Annotated in this window: 18 protein-coding genes; 1 reads left to right on the top strand and 17 read right to left on the bottom strand. The window is 52.6% G+C overall.

Annotated elements, in window-relative coordinates; translation table 11 throughout:
- From A7090_RS19420 to hofM, 17 genes are all read right to left on the bottom strand, one after another.
- Window positions 1-154: phosphotriesterase family protein (locus A7090_RS19420; protein ID WP_446718729.1), on the bottom strand; the 154-nt coding region annotated here is incomplete at its 3' end.
- On the bottom strand, window positions 151-1377 hold the full coding sequence (locus tag A7090_RS19415; RefSeq protein WP_105275247.1) for a phosphopentomutase: 1227 nt from the start codon (window positions 1375-1377) through the stop codon (window positions 151-153). The genes A7090_RS19415 and A7090_RS19420, both read right to left, overlap by 4 nt.
- Window positions 1377-2540 carry a YhfX family PLP-dependent enzyme gene (locus A7090_RS19410; RefSeq protein WP_105275246.1) on the bottom strand — a complete coding sequence of 388 codons (1164 nt, stop codon included), beginning with the start codon at window positions 2538-2540 and terminating at the stop codon, window positions 1377-1379. The genes A7090_RS19415 and A7090_RS19410 overlap by 1 nt, the downstream gene beginning before the upstream one ends.
- 83 nt (window positions 2541-2623) lie before the next feature.
- Window positions 2624-2986, bottom strand: coding sequence for a PRD domain-containing protein (locus A7090_RS19405; protein ID WP_105275245.1), 363 nt, complete (start codon window positions 2984-2986; stop codon window positions 2624-2626).
- Window positions 2987-3002: 16 nt separating this feature from the next.
- Window positions 3003-3908, bottom strand: a complete 906-nt coding sequence (yhfZ, locus tag A7090_RS19400; protein ID WP_105275244.1) for a GntR family transcriptional regulator YhfZ — start codon at window positions 3906-3908, stop codon at window positions 3003-3005.
- Between the two features lie 223 nt (window positions 3909-4131).
- Window positions 4132-5136: a tryptophan--tRNA ligase gene (gene trpS, locus A7090_RS19395; protein WP_105275243.1), complete on the bottom strand. Its 1005-nt coding sequence runs from the start codon at window positions 5134-5136 to the stop codon at window positions 4132-4134.
- Window positions 5129-5887 carry a phosphoglycolate phosphatase gene (gene gph / locus A7090_RS19390; protein WP_001031720.1) on the bottom strand — a complete coding sequence of 253 codons (759 nt, stop codon included), beginning with the start codon at window positions 5885-5887 and terminating at the stop codon, window positions 5129-5131. The genes trpS and gph overlap by 8 nt, the downstream gene beginning before the upstream one ends.
- Window positions 5880-6557, bottom strand: a complete 678-nt coding sequence (rpe, locus tag A7090_RS19385) for a ribulose-phosphate 3-epimerase (RefSeq protein ID WP_105275242.1) — start codon at window positions 6555-6557, stop codon at window positions 5880-5882. Before rpe ends, gph begins: the two co-directional genes overlap by 8 nt.
- A 17-nt stretch (window positions 6558-6574) precedes the next feature.
- A complete protein-coding gene (dam, locus tag A7090_RS19380; protein ID WP_000742141.1) occupies window positions 6575-7411 on the bottom strand; it encodes an adenine-specific DNA-methyltransferase in 837 nt (278 codons plus the stop codon).
- Between the two features lie 106 nt (window positions 7412-7517).
- The gene (gene damX, locus A7090_RS19375; RefSeq protein WP_105275241.1) at window positions 7518-8804 is read right to left on the bottom strand and encodes a cell division protein DamX; all 1287 of its coding nucleotides are present in this window, start codon (window positions 8802-8804) and stop codon (window positions 7518-7520) included.
- A 91-nt stretch (window positions 8805-8895) separates the two neighbouring features.
- Complete coding sequence (gene aroB, locus A7090_RS19370; protein WP_105275240.1) at window positions 8896-9984, bottom strand: 3-dehydroquinate synthase; 1089 nt, start codon at window positions 9982-9984, stop codon at window positions 8896-8898.
- A gap of 56 nt (window positions 9985-10040) precedes the next feature.
- A complete protein-coding gene (aroK, locus tag A7090_RS19365) occupies window positions 10041-10562 on the bottom strand; it encodes a shikimate kinase AroK (RefSeq protein ID WP_000818619.1) in 522 nt (173 codons plus the stop codon).
- A 400-nt stretch (window positions 10563-10962) separates the two neighbouring features.
- Window positions 10963-12201 carry a DNA uptake porin HofQ gene (hofQ, locus tag A7090_RS19355; protein ID WP_105275238.1) on the bottom strand — a complete coding sequence of 413 codons (1239 nt, stop codon included), beginning with the start codon at window positions 12199-12201 and terminating at the stop codon, window positions 10963-10965.
- A complete protein-coding gene (locus tag A7090_RS19350; RefSeq protein ID WP_105275237.1) occupies window positions 12113-12517 on the bottom strand; it encodes a DUF2531 family protein in 405 nt (134 codons plus the stop codon). The genes hofQ and A7090_RS19350 overlap by 89 nt, the downstream gene beginning before the upstream one ends.
- On the bottom strand, window positions 12507-12947 hold the full coding sequence (gene hofO / locus A7090_RS19345; protein WP_105275236.1) for a DNA utilization protein HofO: 441 nt from the start codon (window positions 12945-12947) through the stop codon (window positions 12507-12509). The genes A7090_RS19350 and hofO overlap by 11 nt, the downstream gene beginning before the upstream one ends.
- Window positions 12931-13470: a DNA utilization protein HofN gene (hofN, locus tag A7090_RS19340; RefSeq protein ID WP_105275235.1), complete on the bottom strand. Its 540-nt coding sequence runs from the start codon at window positions 13468-13470 to the stop codon at window positions 12931-12933. The genes hofO and hofN overlap by 17 nt, the downstream gene beginning before the upstream one ends.
- Window positions 13470-14249 (bottom strand): DNA utilization protein HofM, encoded by a 780-nt coding sequence (gene hofM, locus A7090_RS19335; protein ID WP_105275234.1) that lies wholly within the window; start codon window positions 14247-14249, stop codon window positions 13470-13472. Before hofM ends, hofN begins: the two co-directional genes overlap by 1 nt.
- Before the next feature lie 119 nt (window positions 14250-14368).
- On the opposite strand from hofM, the gene mrcA reads away from it, so the two are divergent.
- Window positions 14369-16921, top strand: coding sequence for a peptidoglycan glycosyltransferase/peptidoglycan DD-transpeptidase MrcA (mrcA, locus tag A7090_RS19330; protein ID WP_105275233.1), 2553 nt, complete (start codon window positions 14369-14371; stop codon window positions 16919-16921).
- Window positions 16922-17069 lie beyond the last annotated feature (148 nt).

Raw genomic sequence — 17069 nt, 5'->3', positions numbered from 1 at the left:
CCCTGGAAAGTTGATCTGAGCTCTCAGTAAATATCAATACGGTTCTGACGAGCCGCTTACGATCAAGGCGGCAATCCACGTTGTTTTTAAAAACGGAGAGATCAATATGCAGATGCTCATGGGCGAGGGTGTAGCCGGTCGAGTCGATGGTCATAAAGAGTCACCCTGAAAGCGAAGGGAAGATAAAAAGGAACTGCCGTTTTGTGGCGGTGGAGCACGGAAAAATTCACACACGGTGGCGCCCACATCGGAGAGCGTGGGGCGAACACCAAGCTGAGTAGCAGTCAGCCCTTGCTGATAAACCAGCACCGGCACGACTTCACGGGTATGGTGGCTATGACCAATGGTCGGATCGTTACCGTGATCTGCCATCACGACCAGGCAATCATCCGGCAGCATCGCCTCAACAAGGCGGGCAAGGTTACGGTCAACCACCTGCAAACGTTCGGCATAACGTGCAACGTCTTCTGCATGCCCAGCGAGGTCGGTTTCCTGAATGTTGGTGCAAATAAACGCTGTCTGATGAGTGATAAATTCGTCGAGGGTGATATCCATAATCCGCTGGCTATCCACCAGGTTTTGCCAGCTCACGCCATAAGGATTGCTGACGATATCTGCCACCTTACCCACCAGCACGGTTGGCACGCCCGCTTCATACAGTTTTTGTGGCACCTGCACTTTTTCATCGACGCCATAGCCCATATGCACGACCTGGAAACCGTTGTCATAAGCGCCAGAACGCGGCGCATTGATGCCAATAAAGCGCCCTTCTTTACTTTCTGCGGCATCAAGAATGCGCTGACTGTCGGTTAACAGGCCGCCAAATGTAATGACCCGACCAACCTGTACCTGCTCACGCACGATACGACCAATTTTGATTGCGTCGCCAAAAGAGATCACAGAGAGATTGGCGGTGATGTTATAGACCTGGCCTAAATCTGCCTCGAGGTTATCCCCAATCGCAACCGACTGATTGACCCACAGAAATTGCAGATCATCGCCACGGCGCTCCACCTGCCAGCCAGCGGTAAGTAATGCTTGCTCAACACGGTCAATCACATCGCGAAAGGGCATCCGCAGCGGCGGTAATGGACGCGTGCCTAAAATCTCCTGATGCCCCATAAAGGTATCGCCACCTTCATGTTGCAGCTCTGCCACACCCCAGGTTGCGGAGTCTGATGGTTGCATATCGCCTGGTACATAACCTAATGCGTTGATTAGCCCCATTTTCTCCAGCGTTGGTAGCTGCAAATGCGGCAGCTGGCTCAGGATGTGACCACAGGTGTTCGCCCCGGAATCTTGCGGGCGCACCAACGTGACATCTTTCATTGCGCCTACGCCAAAGCTATCAATCACTACCACCACAAATCTCGCCATTACGCCTCCAGAGGGTTACCGAGGCTGTCATAACGCCCCACAATTTCTGCCGCGCCGCGCTGAATCCCCGACACCAGCACCACATCGCTGCGGGTGACAAAAATCTGCGTGCGAAAGCAGAGCACCACTGCACTGCTCACCGGATACTCGCCTGCCAGCGGCAGGGTGTAGTCGATACTGCTGTCATCCACGGAGTTGAGATATGTTTCAGTAATGCTTTGATTTTCTGGCGTAAACACCAGCGCATGCTGCGCGTGACCACGACGGTAATAACCGCCGCCGTAGCAGTAGCTGTCGCCACGAAAATGATGGGATATTTCGCTTAACCAGAGCATGGCTACGCGTTCAGGCTGGTCGCCCTGCTGGTTTGCTGGAATAGTCCCCGTCAGTGCATGACCTGGCTCGGCATGAGTCACACCGTATTGCGCCAGCAATGGCAGCGAAGTGCAGCTGGTCGCGGAAGGCGCGTTCAGTTGCTCAATCGCAATACCCGATTTCGCCAGTTGCTCCCGTGCTTGTACCAGCGTCTGAAGATTCGGTGTCGGCAAAACTTTCCCGGCAGCCTCATCCCAAAGCAGGCAAGGGAAATGGGTAAGTCCCGTTATATGTAGTCCGGGAAGTATTTGGATTTCAGCAACCACCTCGTGCAGCGAATGCTGTGCAAAACCGCTCTCCTGCCCTGGATAAAGAAAATCATCGTCGCTATAAACTTTGAGCAGCACAGACTGGACCCGCCCGGCCTTCACCGCTGCCGCAGAAACTTCCCGCGCTTTGTCGAGGGTAAACACGGTGATGACGTCGGTGCCCTGTTCAACGACGTCAGCAACCTGATGACAAGGGATTTGTACCAGATGCCCCTGATGCGCTACCGGCAAACCGGCGCGGCGCATGACTCTCGCCTCTTTGTAATCCACCGCCACAATGCCGCTGTAACCCAATGCCAGCAGTTTTTCTGCCAGCCACGGATTACGACCAAATTGTTTGGTCATCAGATACAGCTCAATGCCATAAAGCCGTGCCGTCTCAATAAGCCGCTTGCCGTTTTCCAGCACCTGATCTACGTCGATCACCCAGCTATCCGGGGCGATATTGCCCTGCTGCCACAAGCTTAGTGCGGTGGAAATCAGTGCCGGGTTCTGGCGTTTCAATGCTTCTACAAACATCTTATTGCCTCGTTTCTGTTCCTTGAATTAAATATTCATTTTTTTGAATATTTAGATTGTGCGACGTGGATTTACCAGGAGCTTCAAACTTCTTCGTTCGCGGCCATCCATAATCCATAAAGGTTGGCCAGCAAATAGCCTTCTTCACACGGGTTAATTTCCAGTGCGAATTCCTTCAACAACACCTGATGCAACTGCACAACGGCTTGCCAGTGGCTGGATTGCGCCAGCTCGGCCAGCAATTCGTCATCCAGTGGATCTATTTCTTCACCACGACGACTGCGCATGAGTGCACTCGCCATATGCGTCATCGCCATCGTCCCTTGCTCGCTGCGCACCGGCAGATGGCACTCTGTTTCCAGTACGTTGACGACCTGCATCATGCCTTTGCAGATGTCCTTATCAATAACGCCTGCCTCACAAAGCAAGTTGAGTCTGGTTTCCATATCAGATGCCTTTCGTTTAATAACTGGGTTCCTGTTCCCCACTCACCACTCGTTGTTGATGAGCAAGCAGGGCCTGTTTATCTACAACTGCACGCAGCAGTTGTTGCATCGGGTAATCATCGGCACGCGTCAGGACCACGGCTTCGGTGGCCTGTAAAAATCGCGGATCGTCTGTGAGCGGCGTCGCTTCTAATCCCAGCATGGTCAGTTCGTTTTCTGCCACCACGTTCCAGATAACCGCATCAACATCGCCTTTAACAATGCGTTGTAAACTTTCGTGATAAGAGAGACCGACTCGTTCCACATCACTATCGCCAAAAAAGACATCGGTCATGATTTTCTGATCTGCCGAACGGTTATCCAGCCCCACACGTTTCACATTTGCAGACTCGCCTTTACGGCAAATCAACTGGTGCTCGCCAACGTAGGTATGCGGCCCCAACTCCAGCGCGAGGCATAACCCTTTTTGCGTGAGATAACTTTCTGCCGCCAGTCGGGAAACCACCGCCATGTCATACACGCCGTTAAGCAAACACTCCACGCGAATATCCGCGCCGCGCATGTGCGCATAATAAAAAGGAATGCCATCAAACTGGGCTTTCAGACCACTTGCTAAGCCTTCGTACAAGCGGGTATAGGGCAAGGGCATGGCACATACCACGTTGTTGATATCCACATGACTCAACAATGCTTTGTTATCCATCTCGACGAGATAACTGCCATTACGCCCACGGCGTTCAATCCGTATCGCACCGCTTGATTCCAGCGTTTTCAACGCGGCCTGCGTCAGGCCAACGGATGAACGGCATTCAGTTGCCAGTTCATCTATGGTTTTCAGTCGATTACCGCACTTTTCACCCAACAAATAACGAGCCAGTGTCGTGATGACGACGCCTTCTTTTTTGATAAACGTTCGACGCATAATAAATTTTCAATAAAGTGAATATTTATATCTTCAGGAATTTGAAGATAAGGCGCAACAGCGAGATATGGAAACGGCGAGGCGCTTCACATTTTTTCGGATTATTGCAAAAAGAGGATGAAAAAACCGGGTTTCCCCGGTTTCAGATTGATGGCAAAAGCAAAATTGCCTGATGCGCTACGCTTATCAAGCCTACAAAGCGCAATGTGCCAGCAATAGTGAATTACGGCTTCGCCACAAAACCAATCGCTTCGTACACCGCTTTTAGCGTACGGGAAGCGTGTGCACTGGCTTTTTCTGCGCCGTCTTTCATTACCTGTTGCAGGAAGGCTTCGTCATTACGGAAATGGTGATAGCGTTCCTGCAATTCAGTCAACATACCGGAAACGGCATCAGCGACTTCACCTTTCAGATGACCATACATTTTGCCTTCGAACTGTTTTTCCAGTTCCGGGATGCTCTGACCAGTTACCGCAGAAAGGATATCCAGCAGGTTAGAAACGCCCGCTTTGTTCTGCACATCGTAGCGAACTACCGGTGGCTCGTCGGAGTCAGTAACCGCGCGTTTAATTTTCTTCACTACCGATTTCGGATCTTCCAGCAGACCGATAACGTTATTACGGTTATCGTCAGACTTAGACATCTTCTTGGTCGGCTCCAGCAGCGACATGACGCGCGCGCCAGATTTCGGAATAAACGGCTCCGGCACCTTAAAGATCTCGCCGTACAGTGCGTTGAAACGCTGAGCGATATCGCGGCTCAGTTCCAGGTGCTGTTTCTGGTCTTCACCCACCGGCACCAGGTTAGTTTGATACAGCAGGATGTCCGCTGCCATCAGCACCGGATAGTCAAACAGACCGGCGTTGATGTTCTCGGCATAACGCGCAGATTTATCTTTAAACTGCGTCATGCGGCTCAGTTCGCCGAAGTAGGTATAGCAGTTCAGTGCCCAGCCTAACTGCGCATGTTCCGGCACGTGGGACTGAACAAAAATGGTGCTTTTCTCAGGATCGATACCGCAAGCCAGGTACAACGCCAGCGTATCCAGCGTCGCTTTACGCAGCTTCTGCGCATCCTGGCGTACGGTGATCGCGTGTTGGTCAACGATACAGTAAATGCAATGGTAGTCATCCTGCATGTTTACCCACTGACGCAGCGCACCCATGTAGTTACCAATGGTCAATTCACCTGAGGGCTGTGCGCCACTAAAAACGATGGGCTTAGTCATTTTTCGATTCCTGATTTTCGCTATGCGGAAGCCCTAATGCGGGCAGAAGGTCATTTATAGACTGATAAATTACATCAGGCTGGCTAAGATCGATAGCCTCGCCGTAGTTATATCCATAGGTTAAGCCAACTGAAGGGCAACCGGCTGCTTTTGCTGCCTGAATATCATTGCGTGAGTCGCCGACAAACAGCATTTGTTGTGGGGCAATACCCATCCGTTCAGCCACCAGTAACAGCGGGTCCGGATGCGGTTTTTTGTTTTGCACATCATCACCACCAATCACCACGCTGAAGTATTTGGCAATATCTAAAGCTTCCAGCAACGGTGCGACGAATGGCGTCGGTTTGTTGGTAACCAGACCTAGCGGCAGGCCTTTAGCCTGCAATGCGCCAAGCGTATCGGCAACGTGCGGGAACAAAAACGTCCCCTCTTCGGCAACTTCGCCATAGTAGCGATCGAACAGTTTACGCAGAATACGTACCTGTTCTTCTGCCGGAATGTCGTCATCAACGGGCGGTTTACCCATTGTTTTACGCAGAGTCGCACGTTCCTGACGCGCCCAGGTCAATGCGCGCTCCATCAGAACATCGGCGCCGTTACCAATCCAGGTAATAACGCGTTCTTCACCTGCGACGGGCAACTCCAGCGCATACAGCGCCATATCTACCGCAGCAGCCAGACCAGGAGCACTGTCGACCAGCGTACCGTCGAGATCAAAAGCGACGCCGCGAATATCTTCAAACTTATTCATGACTTACCTTTGCCAGTTCACTGCGCATTTCATCAATGACTTTTTTGTAGTCTGGCTGGTCGAAGATTGCCGAACCGGCGACGAACATATCCGCGCCCGCCGCAGCGATTTCGCCAATGTTGTTCACCTTCACGCCACCGTCCACTTCCAGTCGAATGTCGAAGCCAGACTCGTCGATACGACGACGTACTTCGCGCAGTTTATCCAGTGTTTGAGGAATGAAAGACTGACCACCGAAACCAGGGTTGACGGACATCAACAGGATCACATCCAGCTTATCCATCACGTAATCCAGATAGCTCAGCGGTGTCGCAGGGTTAAATACCAGCCCCGCTTTACAGCCACTTTCTTTAATCAGTTGCAGCGTGCGGTCAACATGCTCGGAGGCTTCTGGATGAAAGGTAATGATGCTGGCACCAGCGGCAGCGAAATCAGGCACAATGCGATCGACCGGTTTCACCATCAGATGTACGTCGATAGGGGCGGTAATGCCGTAATTACGCAAGGATTTCAGCACCATTGGCCCAATCGTCAGATTGGGAACATAGTGGTTATCCATGACGTCAAAATGCACGACATCAGCGCCAGCTGCCAGGGCTTTTGCGGTATCTTCACCCAGGCGGGCAAAATCAGCCGACAGAATTGAGGGGGCAATCAAATACTGTTTCATCCGCTTCTCCTTGAGAATTATTTTTTCGCGGGTGAAACGACTCCTGGTTTGTACAAAGCCAGCAGTTCGTCCACCTTTTTACGTGTGCCGCCGTTGCTGCTTATACTGCGTCGAACTTTGACGACATGTAATTTTGCGCGCTGATACCACTCACGCGTTAACATCGTATCGTGATTGGAGATCAGCACAGGAATATGGCGATCAACCAGACCTTCGGCGATCTCTGCCAGATGCGCTTGTTGTTCAAGCGTAAAACTGTTTGTGTGATACGCCGTAAAGTTGGCGGTCGCAGACAGCGGCGCATAAGGTGGATCGCAATAGACGACGGATGCATCATCTGCGCGCGCCATGCTGTCGGCGTAAGACTCACAATAGAAAAAGGCATTCTGCGCTTTTTCAGCGAAGTGATACAACTCTGCTTCCGGGAAATAGGGTTTTTTGTAGCGGCCAAACGGCACGTTAAACTCACCACGCAGATTGTAACGACACAGGCCGTTGTAACCGTAGCGGTTCAAATATAAAAACAATACCGCCCGACGGAACGGGTCCTGGCTTTTGTTGAACTCTTCGCGGAACTGATAGTAAACCTCGGCGCAATTTGTTTCGGGAACAAACAGCTCACGTGCGGCCTGTACGTACTCATCAGTACGCATCTTCACAATGTTATAGAGGCTGATCAGGTCGCTATTAATATCGGCAAGGATATAACGAGAAAAGTCGGTGTTGAGAAACACCGACCCGGCACCTACAAAAGGCTCAACCAGACATTCGCCCTTAGGCAAATGCCGTTTAATATCATCAAGCAGGGGATACTTGCCCCCTGCCCACTTCAAAAAAGCGCGATTTTTTTTCATGCTGACTAACTAATTACACCTTCTCCGGCTGTGGAGAAAGCTCCGACAGCATCCAGCGCTTCAAGCCGTTCCCGCAACGGTAAACCATTGCGGGAAATAGCCTTGATTACTTCAGATCAGCCTGTACCTGGCGCAGCGGTTTCGCCCACGGTTTTTTGGCTTTGACATCTTCTGGCAATGTAGATACCGCTTTTTTCGCCTCTTCTTTCGAAGCGTACACGCCTGAAACCAGGACATACCACGGCTGACCATTACGCGTCGTTTCATAGACAACGTAGTTTTTCAGATTCTCTTTCTTCGCCCAACCGTTCAGGTTGTCGTAGTTAGAGGAACTGCTCAGCTGCAGAGTGTAATGGCTGGACGGTGCCGATTTCAACGAACCAACATTACCTGCGGTCTTCGGCCCAGCAGCGGGGGTTGCTGTGGTTTGCGCCGGAGATGCCGTCTGTACTGGGGCCGTAGTCGCCGTCTCTTTTGGTGCTGGCGTAGAAGTCGCAGCCGGAGCCTTCGTGCTCGCCACAGGAGCTGCTGGTTCAGTACGCTTCGGCGTCTGCGCTACTGGCTTCGGTTCCGTTTTCACGGTTGCTTGCGGTTTTTTCGGTTCAATCACAACCTGCTGACGAGCCGGACGCATAGTGGCCGGACGTTCAGCGGTTTGCATTTTCGCCGTGTCACGCGATGCATTGCCATTGCGAACAGGCGCGACAGTCGCGGGTTCGGTCGGCAGCGTGGAATTGACTGCCACATTGTTCAGCTGTTGCTGATTTTGTGGCTGAGTCAGCGCATTGCTCAGGTCACCCTGCACTTCAACACGTTGTTGACCATCCGTTGCCGCCGGGGTTTGCCCTTGAGTCGGCGTAGAAGAGATCGGCGGCAGAGAAACATCCTGCTGAGTATTTTCCGCAGACGTAGTTCCCGGCGCTGGCTGCACACCATTCGCCTGATCGGTCGCATTGCCAGTAAGATCAATACTCTTCTCGCCAGACGCAGTTTGATCGCTGGAAGAGGTCGAGGGGGCTTTTAGCGCAGAACCGATACCGATGATCAACAGCAGCAGAACCAGAATGCCGACGCCCATCATCATATACTGACGAGAGGCGGGTTTACTGGCTGCTTTTTTGCGCTTATGTGGACGACGCTCTACGCGCTCTTCATCCACGGTTTCATCTTCGGATTCGTCAATTTCTTCTTCGATTTCCGGTTCCTCATTGCGCTCTTTTTGCGCACGAGTCGGACGGCGATCGTCAGTGTCATCAAGTTCAATATCATCAAAATTGATCTGCGGTTCGCCACGTTCAGTACGCTCAGAACGTTCAGAAGATTGACGAGAACGACCAGTACGACGATCGCTGGGATCGGGTTTCAGCGCGTCTTCTGGTTTGAATTCATCCATTTAACACCCCACTAAAAGGTTAATGCTTACCACGTTGCAATTAACCTGAAGCTAATAGACCACTTAATAAGCGGCCTGACCTTTCTTGTTGTTACACTGATTGACAATCGGCAATAGCGTTAAGAACAAGCTCGTGCGAAACGCCGCTGCGAACTTCACTCTTACCAATTGCCAACGGAAGAATTAAGCGCATCTCTCCCGCAAGGACTTTCTTGTCACGCAGCATATGCGGTAAATACGCCTGCGCGGACATTTCGCGCGGCCCATTGACCGGTAACCCCGCCCGCGTGAGCAGGGTTATAATACGCTGCGTTTCGGCAGAACTAAACTGCCCGAGCCGTTCCGACGTCCGCGCCGCCATCACCATACCCGCAGCAACCGCTTCACCATGTAGCCAATTGCCATACCCCATTTCAGCTTCAATGGCATGACCAAAGGTGTGTCCCAGATTCAGTAAAGCACGTAACCCGGTTTCGCGCTCGTCGGCGGCGACAACTTCTGCTTTCAGCTCACAACAACGGCGAATACAGTACGCCATTGCCGGACCGTCCAGACGCAACAATGCATCCAGATTATCTTCCAGCCAGTTGAAAAACGCACCGTCAAGAATAATGCCGTATTTGATGACTTCTGCCAGCCCCGACGCTAACTCACGCGGGGGAAGCGTTTTCAGACAGTCGAGATCCACCACCACTGAAGCAGGCTGGTAGAACGCGCCAATCATGTTTTTACCGAGAGGATGGTTGACCGCGGTTTTGCCGCCAACGGAGGAATCGACCTGCGACAGTAACGTCGTCGGGACTTGAATGAAGCGTACACCGCGCTGATAACTCGCTGCCGCGAAGCCGGTCAGATCGCCCACTACGCCGCCGCCAAGCGCCACCAGCGTAGTATCGCGACCATGCGGCTTTTGTAACAACGCCGTAAAGACGGTATCGAGTACAGCCAGGCTTTTATACTGCTCGCCGTCAGGGAGGACAACGCTATCGACGTTAACACCCGCCTGTTCAAGTACGCCGCGGACCTTATCGAGATACAGAGGAGCCAGGGTTTCGTTGGTGACCAACATGACCTGCTCGCCCGATTTCAGCGGTAAGAATGAAGCTGGTTCATCAAACAAACCAGATGCGATGGTAATTGGGTAACTACGTTCCCCGAGAGTAACGACAATCCTCTCCATAACGCGACATCCACCTTAATTACTGTACCCGCAGACGAGTGTATATAAAGCCAGAATTAGTTGCTTTCCAACATGTGAATAATCTGGTTTGCGACCACTTTAGCGCTTTGATCATCAGTACGAATGGTCACGTCGGCAATCTCTTCATACAACGGATTGCGTTCATTGGCCAACGCTTCCAGAACTTCACGCGGCGGTGTTTCAACGTGCAGCAACGGGCGTTTTTTATCACGCTGCGTGCGTGCAAGTTGCTTTTCGATGGTCGTTTCAAGATAAACGACAACGCCACGAGCGGAAAGACGGTTACGCGTTTCGCGGGATTTCACAGAGCCGCCGCCAGTAGCCAGCACAATACCCTGTTTCTCGGTCAACTCATTGATGACCTTTTCTTCGCGCTCGCGGAAGCCTTCTTCGCCTTCTAAATCGAAAACCCAGCCCACATCAGCTCCGGTTCGTTTCTCAATCTCTTGATCGGAATCGTAAAATTCCATATTGAGTTGTTGAGCTAACTGGCGCCCAATAGTGCTTTTTCCGGCACCCATAGGCCCAACCAGAAAGATATTGCGTTTCTCTGCCATTTTTTCGGTACTACTAAGACTATTCGTTAATGATAAACCCGCTTCGCTCAGAGAGCGCCGCAGGACATGAACTGAAACCTCATAAGATATTGCGAGAGTCAGACTGAAAATTATCTCAGTACTCCAGCGGGTTTGGCAACTGAATAAATCGCTCATCCCTCTGCATATCTGGTCGCTGCAAGCGCGCTGCCTTGCTACCACCGCCCTGGCGATAAATCACCGGGTAAGATTAGCGTAAAAAAGACAGCAAAATGCCGCCTGAATGATAAATCATCATCATGGAACACAGGCAGCGAAGAACACCAACTCTCAAATCGGTACTCCTTGTATGCTAAATACCTGCGCACGTCAAATAGATGAGACATGTTCAGCATAAAAACATTGTCAGTTTAACGGCTGTTTACTCACTGGAAACCAGCCGTGGCGTGATAAACACCACTAATTCGCGTCGTTCATCTTCTTTTCCATCATGACGAAATAATTGCCCAAACCAGGGAATGTCACCCAGCAACGGTACGCTATCCTGGCCCGATTTATTCTTACGGGTAAAAATACCGCCCAGCGCCAACGTTTCTCCACTTTTGACCTCAACCTGCGTTTCGATCTCCTGCTTATCAATCGCCAGCACTTCGCCATCAGCCTGCTGTAACACCTGTCCCGGAACGTTCTGGCTGATGTGTAATTTCAGCCGGATGCGACCTTTTTGTAACACCGTGGGCGTGACCTCCATTCCCAGGACGGCCTCTTTAAATTCCACCGAGGTCGCACCGCTTTCACCGCTTGAAACCTGATATGGGATCTCGCTCCCCTGTTTAATGCTGGCAGGCTGGAGATGCGAAGCCAGTAAACGCGGACTGGCGATAATATCCAGTTGCTGTTTTTGTTCGAGTGCGGACAACTCTAAATCCAGTAAACGTCCGTTGATCCGCCCAATGTTAAAGCCAACATGTGTCGTCGCTGTCGCTACCGAGAGATCGCTGCCAAGCGTGGTGACTTGCCCAACGCTTCCGGCTTGTTGCGCATCTGCCAGTGTCCATTTCACCCCCAGCTCCCGCAGACTTTTTTCATTAATAGTGACAATGTGCGCTGACAATTCTACCTGCCCTACCGGCAAATCCATTTGCATGACCCACTGTTCCAGTGCGGTTAACGCCGCTTTATTATCGCGTAGCAAAAGGCGATTGGTCCGCTTATCGACGGTCATACTCCCTTTGGTACTCAGTAGTTTCTCCCCTGCTTTCGCCAGCTCTCCGGCATCGGCGTATTGCAGGGTAATACTACGATTTTCCAGAGGCAGGTTTGCCTGCGCCCGCGCCTGCTCCACCTCTTGACGGGCGATATTGTCATTCTGCCAGGCAATGGAATGCACCGAGAGAATGTTGCCCTCCTGACGCGTGATTAGCCCGGCGCTTTTCACTACCGTTTGTAGCGCCTGCTTCCAGGGAACATCTGTTAGATGTAATGACACCGTACCGCTGACGTCTGGCGACACAACCAGGTTCAACTTCTCCTGTTCAGCCAGCGCCTGCAACACCTGAGCGACCGGAACGTCATCCACCATCAGCGTCACTTTTTGCGGCTTTGCCGCCTGTACGCCGGGTATCAGCACCAACAGTAGTGCGGCTATCCATTGCTTCATGTGTATCTCCTTGCCGTTGCCACAACCACTGTGGCGGTTCGCAGTTTTTTCCGGTTTCCAGCGTTAATGTTTCTGGCGTCAGCTGTAAGATAGTCCAGCCGTTTTCCAGCACATCGTTTTGCTGCACCCGTCGCCATTTTTTTCGCCCGTCTTTTATTACACCAGTGATGCGGTCGCCTCGCCCTACCATCCCCTGATAGCGCCACTGGCTAAGTTCGCTAATCCGGCATAGATCTTCCGGTGGTTTAAAAGGGTCACGCATACCGGTTAAAAGACACAATGCAATACCTGCCAACAACCAGCGTTTACCCCTCATGCGGCGTCTCCAGTTGTAGCGTAAACAAAAGATCATCACCTTCCACGCTTAACGAAAAACGGCTCACGCTGACGTTGCGCTCTGCCAGCCGGGTAAATGCCGACGGCACTGCTTCCCACAGCGTTTTCAACGCCAGCTCGCCTCCCTGAGCGGATGGATGCCAGTAAACCAGTTGCGCGCCGGGCAACTGAAAATCCAGTGGCGAAAAGGGCAACGTTTTTTCTTCACTGATGGGAGTAGTGTCAACCAGGCGATACAGTACCGCCCACTGCTGGTGATGACTTACCCGTAGTCGAATTAATGCGTCGCTCTCTTCCTGGTGTGTCGATGACAGAAAAATGAGCGTAACTAACATCAGCAACCAGACCGCCCAGCAAAGCTGGCGAAGGCGGGGCGATATGGCCAACCACCCGTCAACGAGCATGTTCATCGCTAACCTTCCTTGTTAACTGATACTCAAACTGCCAGCGTCCCTGCGCATCCTGCTGCGTAGCCCCACGCTGGTTAAGCTGAAAAGAAGCCCCCTGCCTGAGTGACATTTCCAGTGCGTTTAACGCGGTAATGTTTGTTGTCAGCCCCTTGATCTCCAGCGTTCCCTGCTGCCAGCTTATCGTTGTTAGCCAGGCATGCTCTGGTAAAAGTGCCGCCAGTGCTTCCAGTGCAAATTGCCAGTCGCGGGTAAATTGTCGCTGGCGCTGGCCTTGCAAACGCTGTTCGCGTAACTGCTGTTGCTCCAGTAAACGTGGTTTCGTTATCTGTAAGCTGCGGGCGAGTTGTTGCTCTGCCTGAAGCAAAACAGCATCTACGCGTGCTTCGGCGCTGCTTGTCAGACGCAGTATTAGCGTTATCCCGACGGCCAGCAGCAGAGGCACAACGAACATCAGCAACCAGAAACGAAGAAAGGCGGTCCGGCGCTGCTGTCGCCAGGGCAAAAAATTGATTGGCGGGTTCATCAGTACGCCTTCCCAAGCGCCAGTCCCAGCGCGATGGCAAAGTCTCCCCCCGGCGGCGGTAGCGGCGGCTGACGAACAGAAACAGCCTCCCAAGGGTCAAATCCACCTTCGCCACATATTGCGACGCTTTCGGGATCAACGGATAACGCTGCCGCCAGCTCCTTCGCGCTAGTCATCCCCACCGCCAGTTTGCGCCCCCAGCTATAGCGCGTCGCCCACAGCCACTGTTCGTTATCACGCCAGGCCAGACATTGCTGATGAGAAGGTAAAAAAGGCAGGAATCGCTGTAAGGCACTGGCATCTGGGGTGATCGCGCTCACATGAACACGCAACCTTTCTGCCAGAGTAAGCAGCGTTGCCAGCTCTTTGCTTTGCGCGGCGGTCACGTTATAGGCGGGGCTGAATGAGTCTTCGCTGTAATCGAAGCGCAGGGAGTCCGGATCCATATCCAGCTCGCGGGCCATCGTACCGGACAGCCAGGCCGTTTGCTCACGCTCACCAAGGGACATCGCCGGGCGTGGAAATGATCGCTGTAATGTGCGACTGGCGGGAAACGCCAACATAATGTGATGACGCTGCGGCAGTTCGCGACTCCACGGTACCAACGTTTCAGCCAGCCGCTGTGCATCAACAATTCGTCCATCATTGATAATGTCGTTCGCCAGCGGCAACCGCCACCAGCGGTGCAAAAAGCATTCTTTTGCGCCCCGCACGATAGCAACCGCCACCGCCTCTTGCTGTTGTAAATGCAAACCAATTTGCCAGATCTTAAATGCCATTGTGATGATCTCCTTATCACCCGTCACTCTGACGGGTATATCAATGCGTCTGGCTTGCCTTTATACTACCGCGCGTTTGTTTATAAACTGCCCAAATGAAACTAAATGGGAAATTTCCAGTGAAGTTCGTAAAGTATTTTTTGATCCTTGCAGTCTGTTGCATTCTGCTGGGAGCAGGCTCGATTTATGGCCTATACCGCTACATCGAGCCACAACTGCCGGATGTGGCGACATTAAAAGATGTTCGCCTGCAAATTCCGATGCAGATTTACAGCGCCGATGGCGAGCTGATTGCTCAATACGGTGAGAAACGTCGTATTCCGGTTACGTTGGATCAAATCCCGCCGGAAATGGTGAAAGCCTTTATCGCGACGGAAGACAGCCGCTTCTACGAGCATCACGGCATTGACCCGGTGGGGATCTTCCGTGCGGCAAGCGTGGCGATGTTTTCCGGTCATGCATCACAAGGGGCGAGTACCATTACCCAGCAGCTGGCGAGAAACTTCTTCCTCAGTCCAGAACGCACACTGATGCGTAAGATTAAGGAAGTCTTCCTCGCGATTCGCATTGAACAGTTGCTGACGAAAGACGAGATCCTCGAACTTTATCTGAACAAGATTTACCTCGGTTACCGCGCCTATGGTGTCGGTGCTGCGGCACAAGTCTATTTCGGTAAAACGGTCGATCAACTGACACTGAGCGAAATGGCAGTCATTGCCGGGTTGCCGAAAGCGCCTTCCACCTTCAACCCGCTCTACTCGATGGATCGTGCTGTCGCGCGGCGTAACGTCGTGCTGTCGCGGATGCTGGATGAAGGGTATATCACCCAGCAACAGTTCGATCAGACACGCACAGAGGCGATTAACGCTAACTATCACGCGCCGGAGATCGCTTTCTCTGCGCCGTACCTGAGCGAAATGGTGCGCCAGGAGATGTATAACCGTTATGGCGAAAGTGCCTATGAAGACGGTTATCGCATTTACACCACCATCACGCGCAAGGTGCAGCTGGCCGCACAGCAGGCAGTACGTAATAACGTGCTGGACTACGACATGCGCCACGGCTATCGCGGCCCGGCAAATGTGCTGTGGAAAGTGGGCGAGTCGGCGTGGGATAACAACAAGATTACCGATACGCTGAAGGCGCTGCCGACCTATGGTCCGCTGCTGCCTGCCGCAGTTACCAGCGCCAATCCTCAAGAAGCGACGGCGATGCTGGCAGACGGGTCAACCGTCGCATTGAGTATGGAAGGCGTCCGCTGGGCGCGTCCTTACCGTTCGGATACTCAGCAGGGACCGACGCCACGTAAAGTGACTGATGTCCTGCAAACCGGTCAGCAAATCTGGGTTCGTCAGGTTGGCGAAGCATGGTGGCTGGCACAAGTGCCGGAAGTGAACTCGGCGCTGGTGTCGATCAATCCGCAAAACGGTGCCGTGATGGCGTTGGTCGGTGGCTTTGATTTCAATCAGAGCAAGTTTAACCGCGCAACGCAGGCACTGCGTCAGGTAGGTTCCAACATCAAACCGTTCCTCTACACCGCCGCGATGGATAAAGGTTTGACGCTGGCAAGCATGTTGAACGATGTGCCAATTTCCCGCTGGGACGCAGGTGCCGGTTCTGACTGGCAGCCGAAAAACTCACCACCGCAGTATGCCGGTCCCATTCGCTTACGTCAGGGGCTGGGTCAATCGAAGAACGTGGTGATGGTACGCGCAATGCGAGCGATGGGCGTCGACTACGCCGCAGAATATCTGCAACGCTTCGGCTTCCCGGCACAAAACATTGTCCACACCGAATCGCTGGCGCTGGGTTCTGCGTCCTTCACCCCAATGCAGGTGGCGCGCGGCTACGCGGTCATGGCGAACGGCGGCTTCCTGGTGGATCCGTGGTTTATCAGCAAAATTGAAAATGATCAGAGCGGCGTGATTTTCGAAGCGAAACCGAAAGTAGCCTGCCCGGAATGCGATATTCCGGTGATTTACGGTGATACGCCGAAATCAAACGTGCTGGAAAATAACGACGTTGAAGATGTGGCGCTCTCCCGCGAGCAGCAGAATGTTTCTGTGCCAATGCCGCAGCTGGAGCAGGCAAATCAGGCATTAGTGGCGAAGACTGGCGCGCCAGAATACGCGCCACACGTCATCAGCACACCGCTGGCATTCCTGATTAAGAGCGCCCTGAACACCAATATTTTTGGTGAGCCAGGCTGGCAGGGGACCGGCTGGCGAGCAGGTCGTGATTTACAACGGCATGATATCGGTGGAAAAACCGGTACCACTAACAGTTCGAAAGATGCGTGGTTCTCGGGTTACGGTCCGGGCGTTGTGACCTCGGTTTGGATTGGCTTTGATGATCACCGCCGTAATCTCGGTCATACAACGGCTTCCGGAGCGATTAAAGATCAGATCTCAGGTTACGAAGGCGGTGCCAAGAGTGCCCAGCCAGCATGGGACGCTTATATGAAAGCCGTTCTTGAAGGCGTGCCGGAACAACCGCTGACGCCGCCGCCGGGTATTGTGACGGTGAATATCGATCGCAGCACCGGGCAGTTAGCTAATGGTGGTAACAGCCGCGAAGAGTATTTCATCGAAGGTACGCAGCCTACACAACAGGCAGTGCACGAGGTGGGAACAACCATTATCGACAATGGTGAGGCACAGGAATTGTTCTGATTAAAAAGGCGCTTCGGCGCCTTTTTAAGTTTGCTGACAAAGTGCACTTTGTTTATGCCGGATGCGGCGTGTACGCCTTATCCGGCCTACAAAAACAGGCAGTTTCAATAGATTGCAGAGATTATGTAGGCCTGATAAGCGCAGCGCA

The organism is Escherichia sp. MOD1-EC7003, assembly GCF_002965065.1.
In the GTDB taxonomy this organism is placed as follows: Bacteria; Pseudomonadota; Gammaproteobacteria; order Enterobacterales; family Enterobacteriaceae; genus Escherichia.
The sequence above is the reverse complement of the archived record's forward strand: the minus strand, read 5'-3'. Positions and strand labels throughout refer to the sequence as shown.

Coding starts and splice junctions, on each gene's coding strand:
- yhfZ (WP_105275244.1), bottom strand. CDS start 3,908: ATGCGTCGAACGTTTATCAAAAAAGAAGGCGTCGTCATCACGACACTG.
- A7090_RS19415 (WP_105275247.1), bottom strand. CDS start 1,377: ATGGCGAGATTTGTGGTGGTAGTGATTGATAGCTTTGGCGTAGGCGCA.
- hofN (WP_105275235.1), bottom strand. CDS start 13,470: ATGAACCCGCCAATCAATTTTTTGCCCTGGCGACAGCAGCGCCGGACC.
- dam (WP_000742141.1), bottom strand. CDS start 7,411: ATGAAAAAAAATCGCGCTTTTTTGAAGTGGGCAGGGGGCAAGTATCCC.
- A7090_RS19410 (WP_105275246.1), bottom strand. CDS start 2,540: ATGTTTGTAGAAGCATTGAAACGCCAGAACCCGGCACTGATTTCCACC.
- aroB (WP_105275240.1), bottom strand. CDS start 9,984: ATGGAGAGGATTGTCGTTACTCTCGGGGAACGTAGTTACCCAATTACC.
- hofO (WP_105275236.1), bottom strand. CDS start 12,947: ATGAACATGCTCGTTGACGGGTGGTTGGCCATATCGCCCCGCCTTCGC.
- damX (WP_105275241.1), bottom strand. CDS start 8,804: ATGGATGAATTCAAACCAGAAGACGCGCTGAAACCCGATCCCAGCGAT.
- trpS (WP_105275243.1), bottom strand. CDS start 5,136: ATGACTAAGCCCATCGTTTTTAGTGGCGCACAGCCCTCAGGTGAATTG.
- hofQ (WP_105275238.1), bottom strand. CDS start 12,201: ATGAAGCAATGGATAGCCGCACTACTGTTGGTGCTGATACCCGGCGTA.
- hofM (WP_105275234.1), bottom strand. CDS start 14,249: ATGGCATTTAAGATCTGGCAAATTGGTTTGCATTTACAACAGCAAGAG.
- rpe (WP_105275242.1), bottom strand. CDS start 6,557: ATGAAACAGTATTTGATTGCCCCCTCAATTCTGTCGGCTGATTTTGCC.
- A7090_RS19405 (WP_105275245.1), bottom strand. CDS start 2,986: ATGGAAACCAGACTCAACTTGCTTTGTGAGGCAGGCGTTATTGATAAG.
- aroK (WP_000818619.1), bottom strand. CDS start 10,562: ATGGCAGAGAAACGCAATATCTTTCTGGTTGGGCCTATGGGTGCCGGA.
- gph (WP_001031720.1), bottom strand. CDS start 5,887: ATGAATAAGTTTGAAGATATTCGCGGCGTCGCTTTTGATCTCGACGGT.
- A7090_RS19350 (WP_105275237.1), bottom strand. CDS start 12,517: ATGAGGGGTAAACGCTGGTTGTTGGCAGGTATTGCATTGTGTCTTTTA.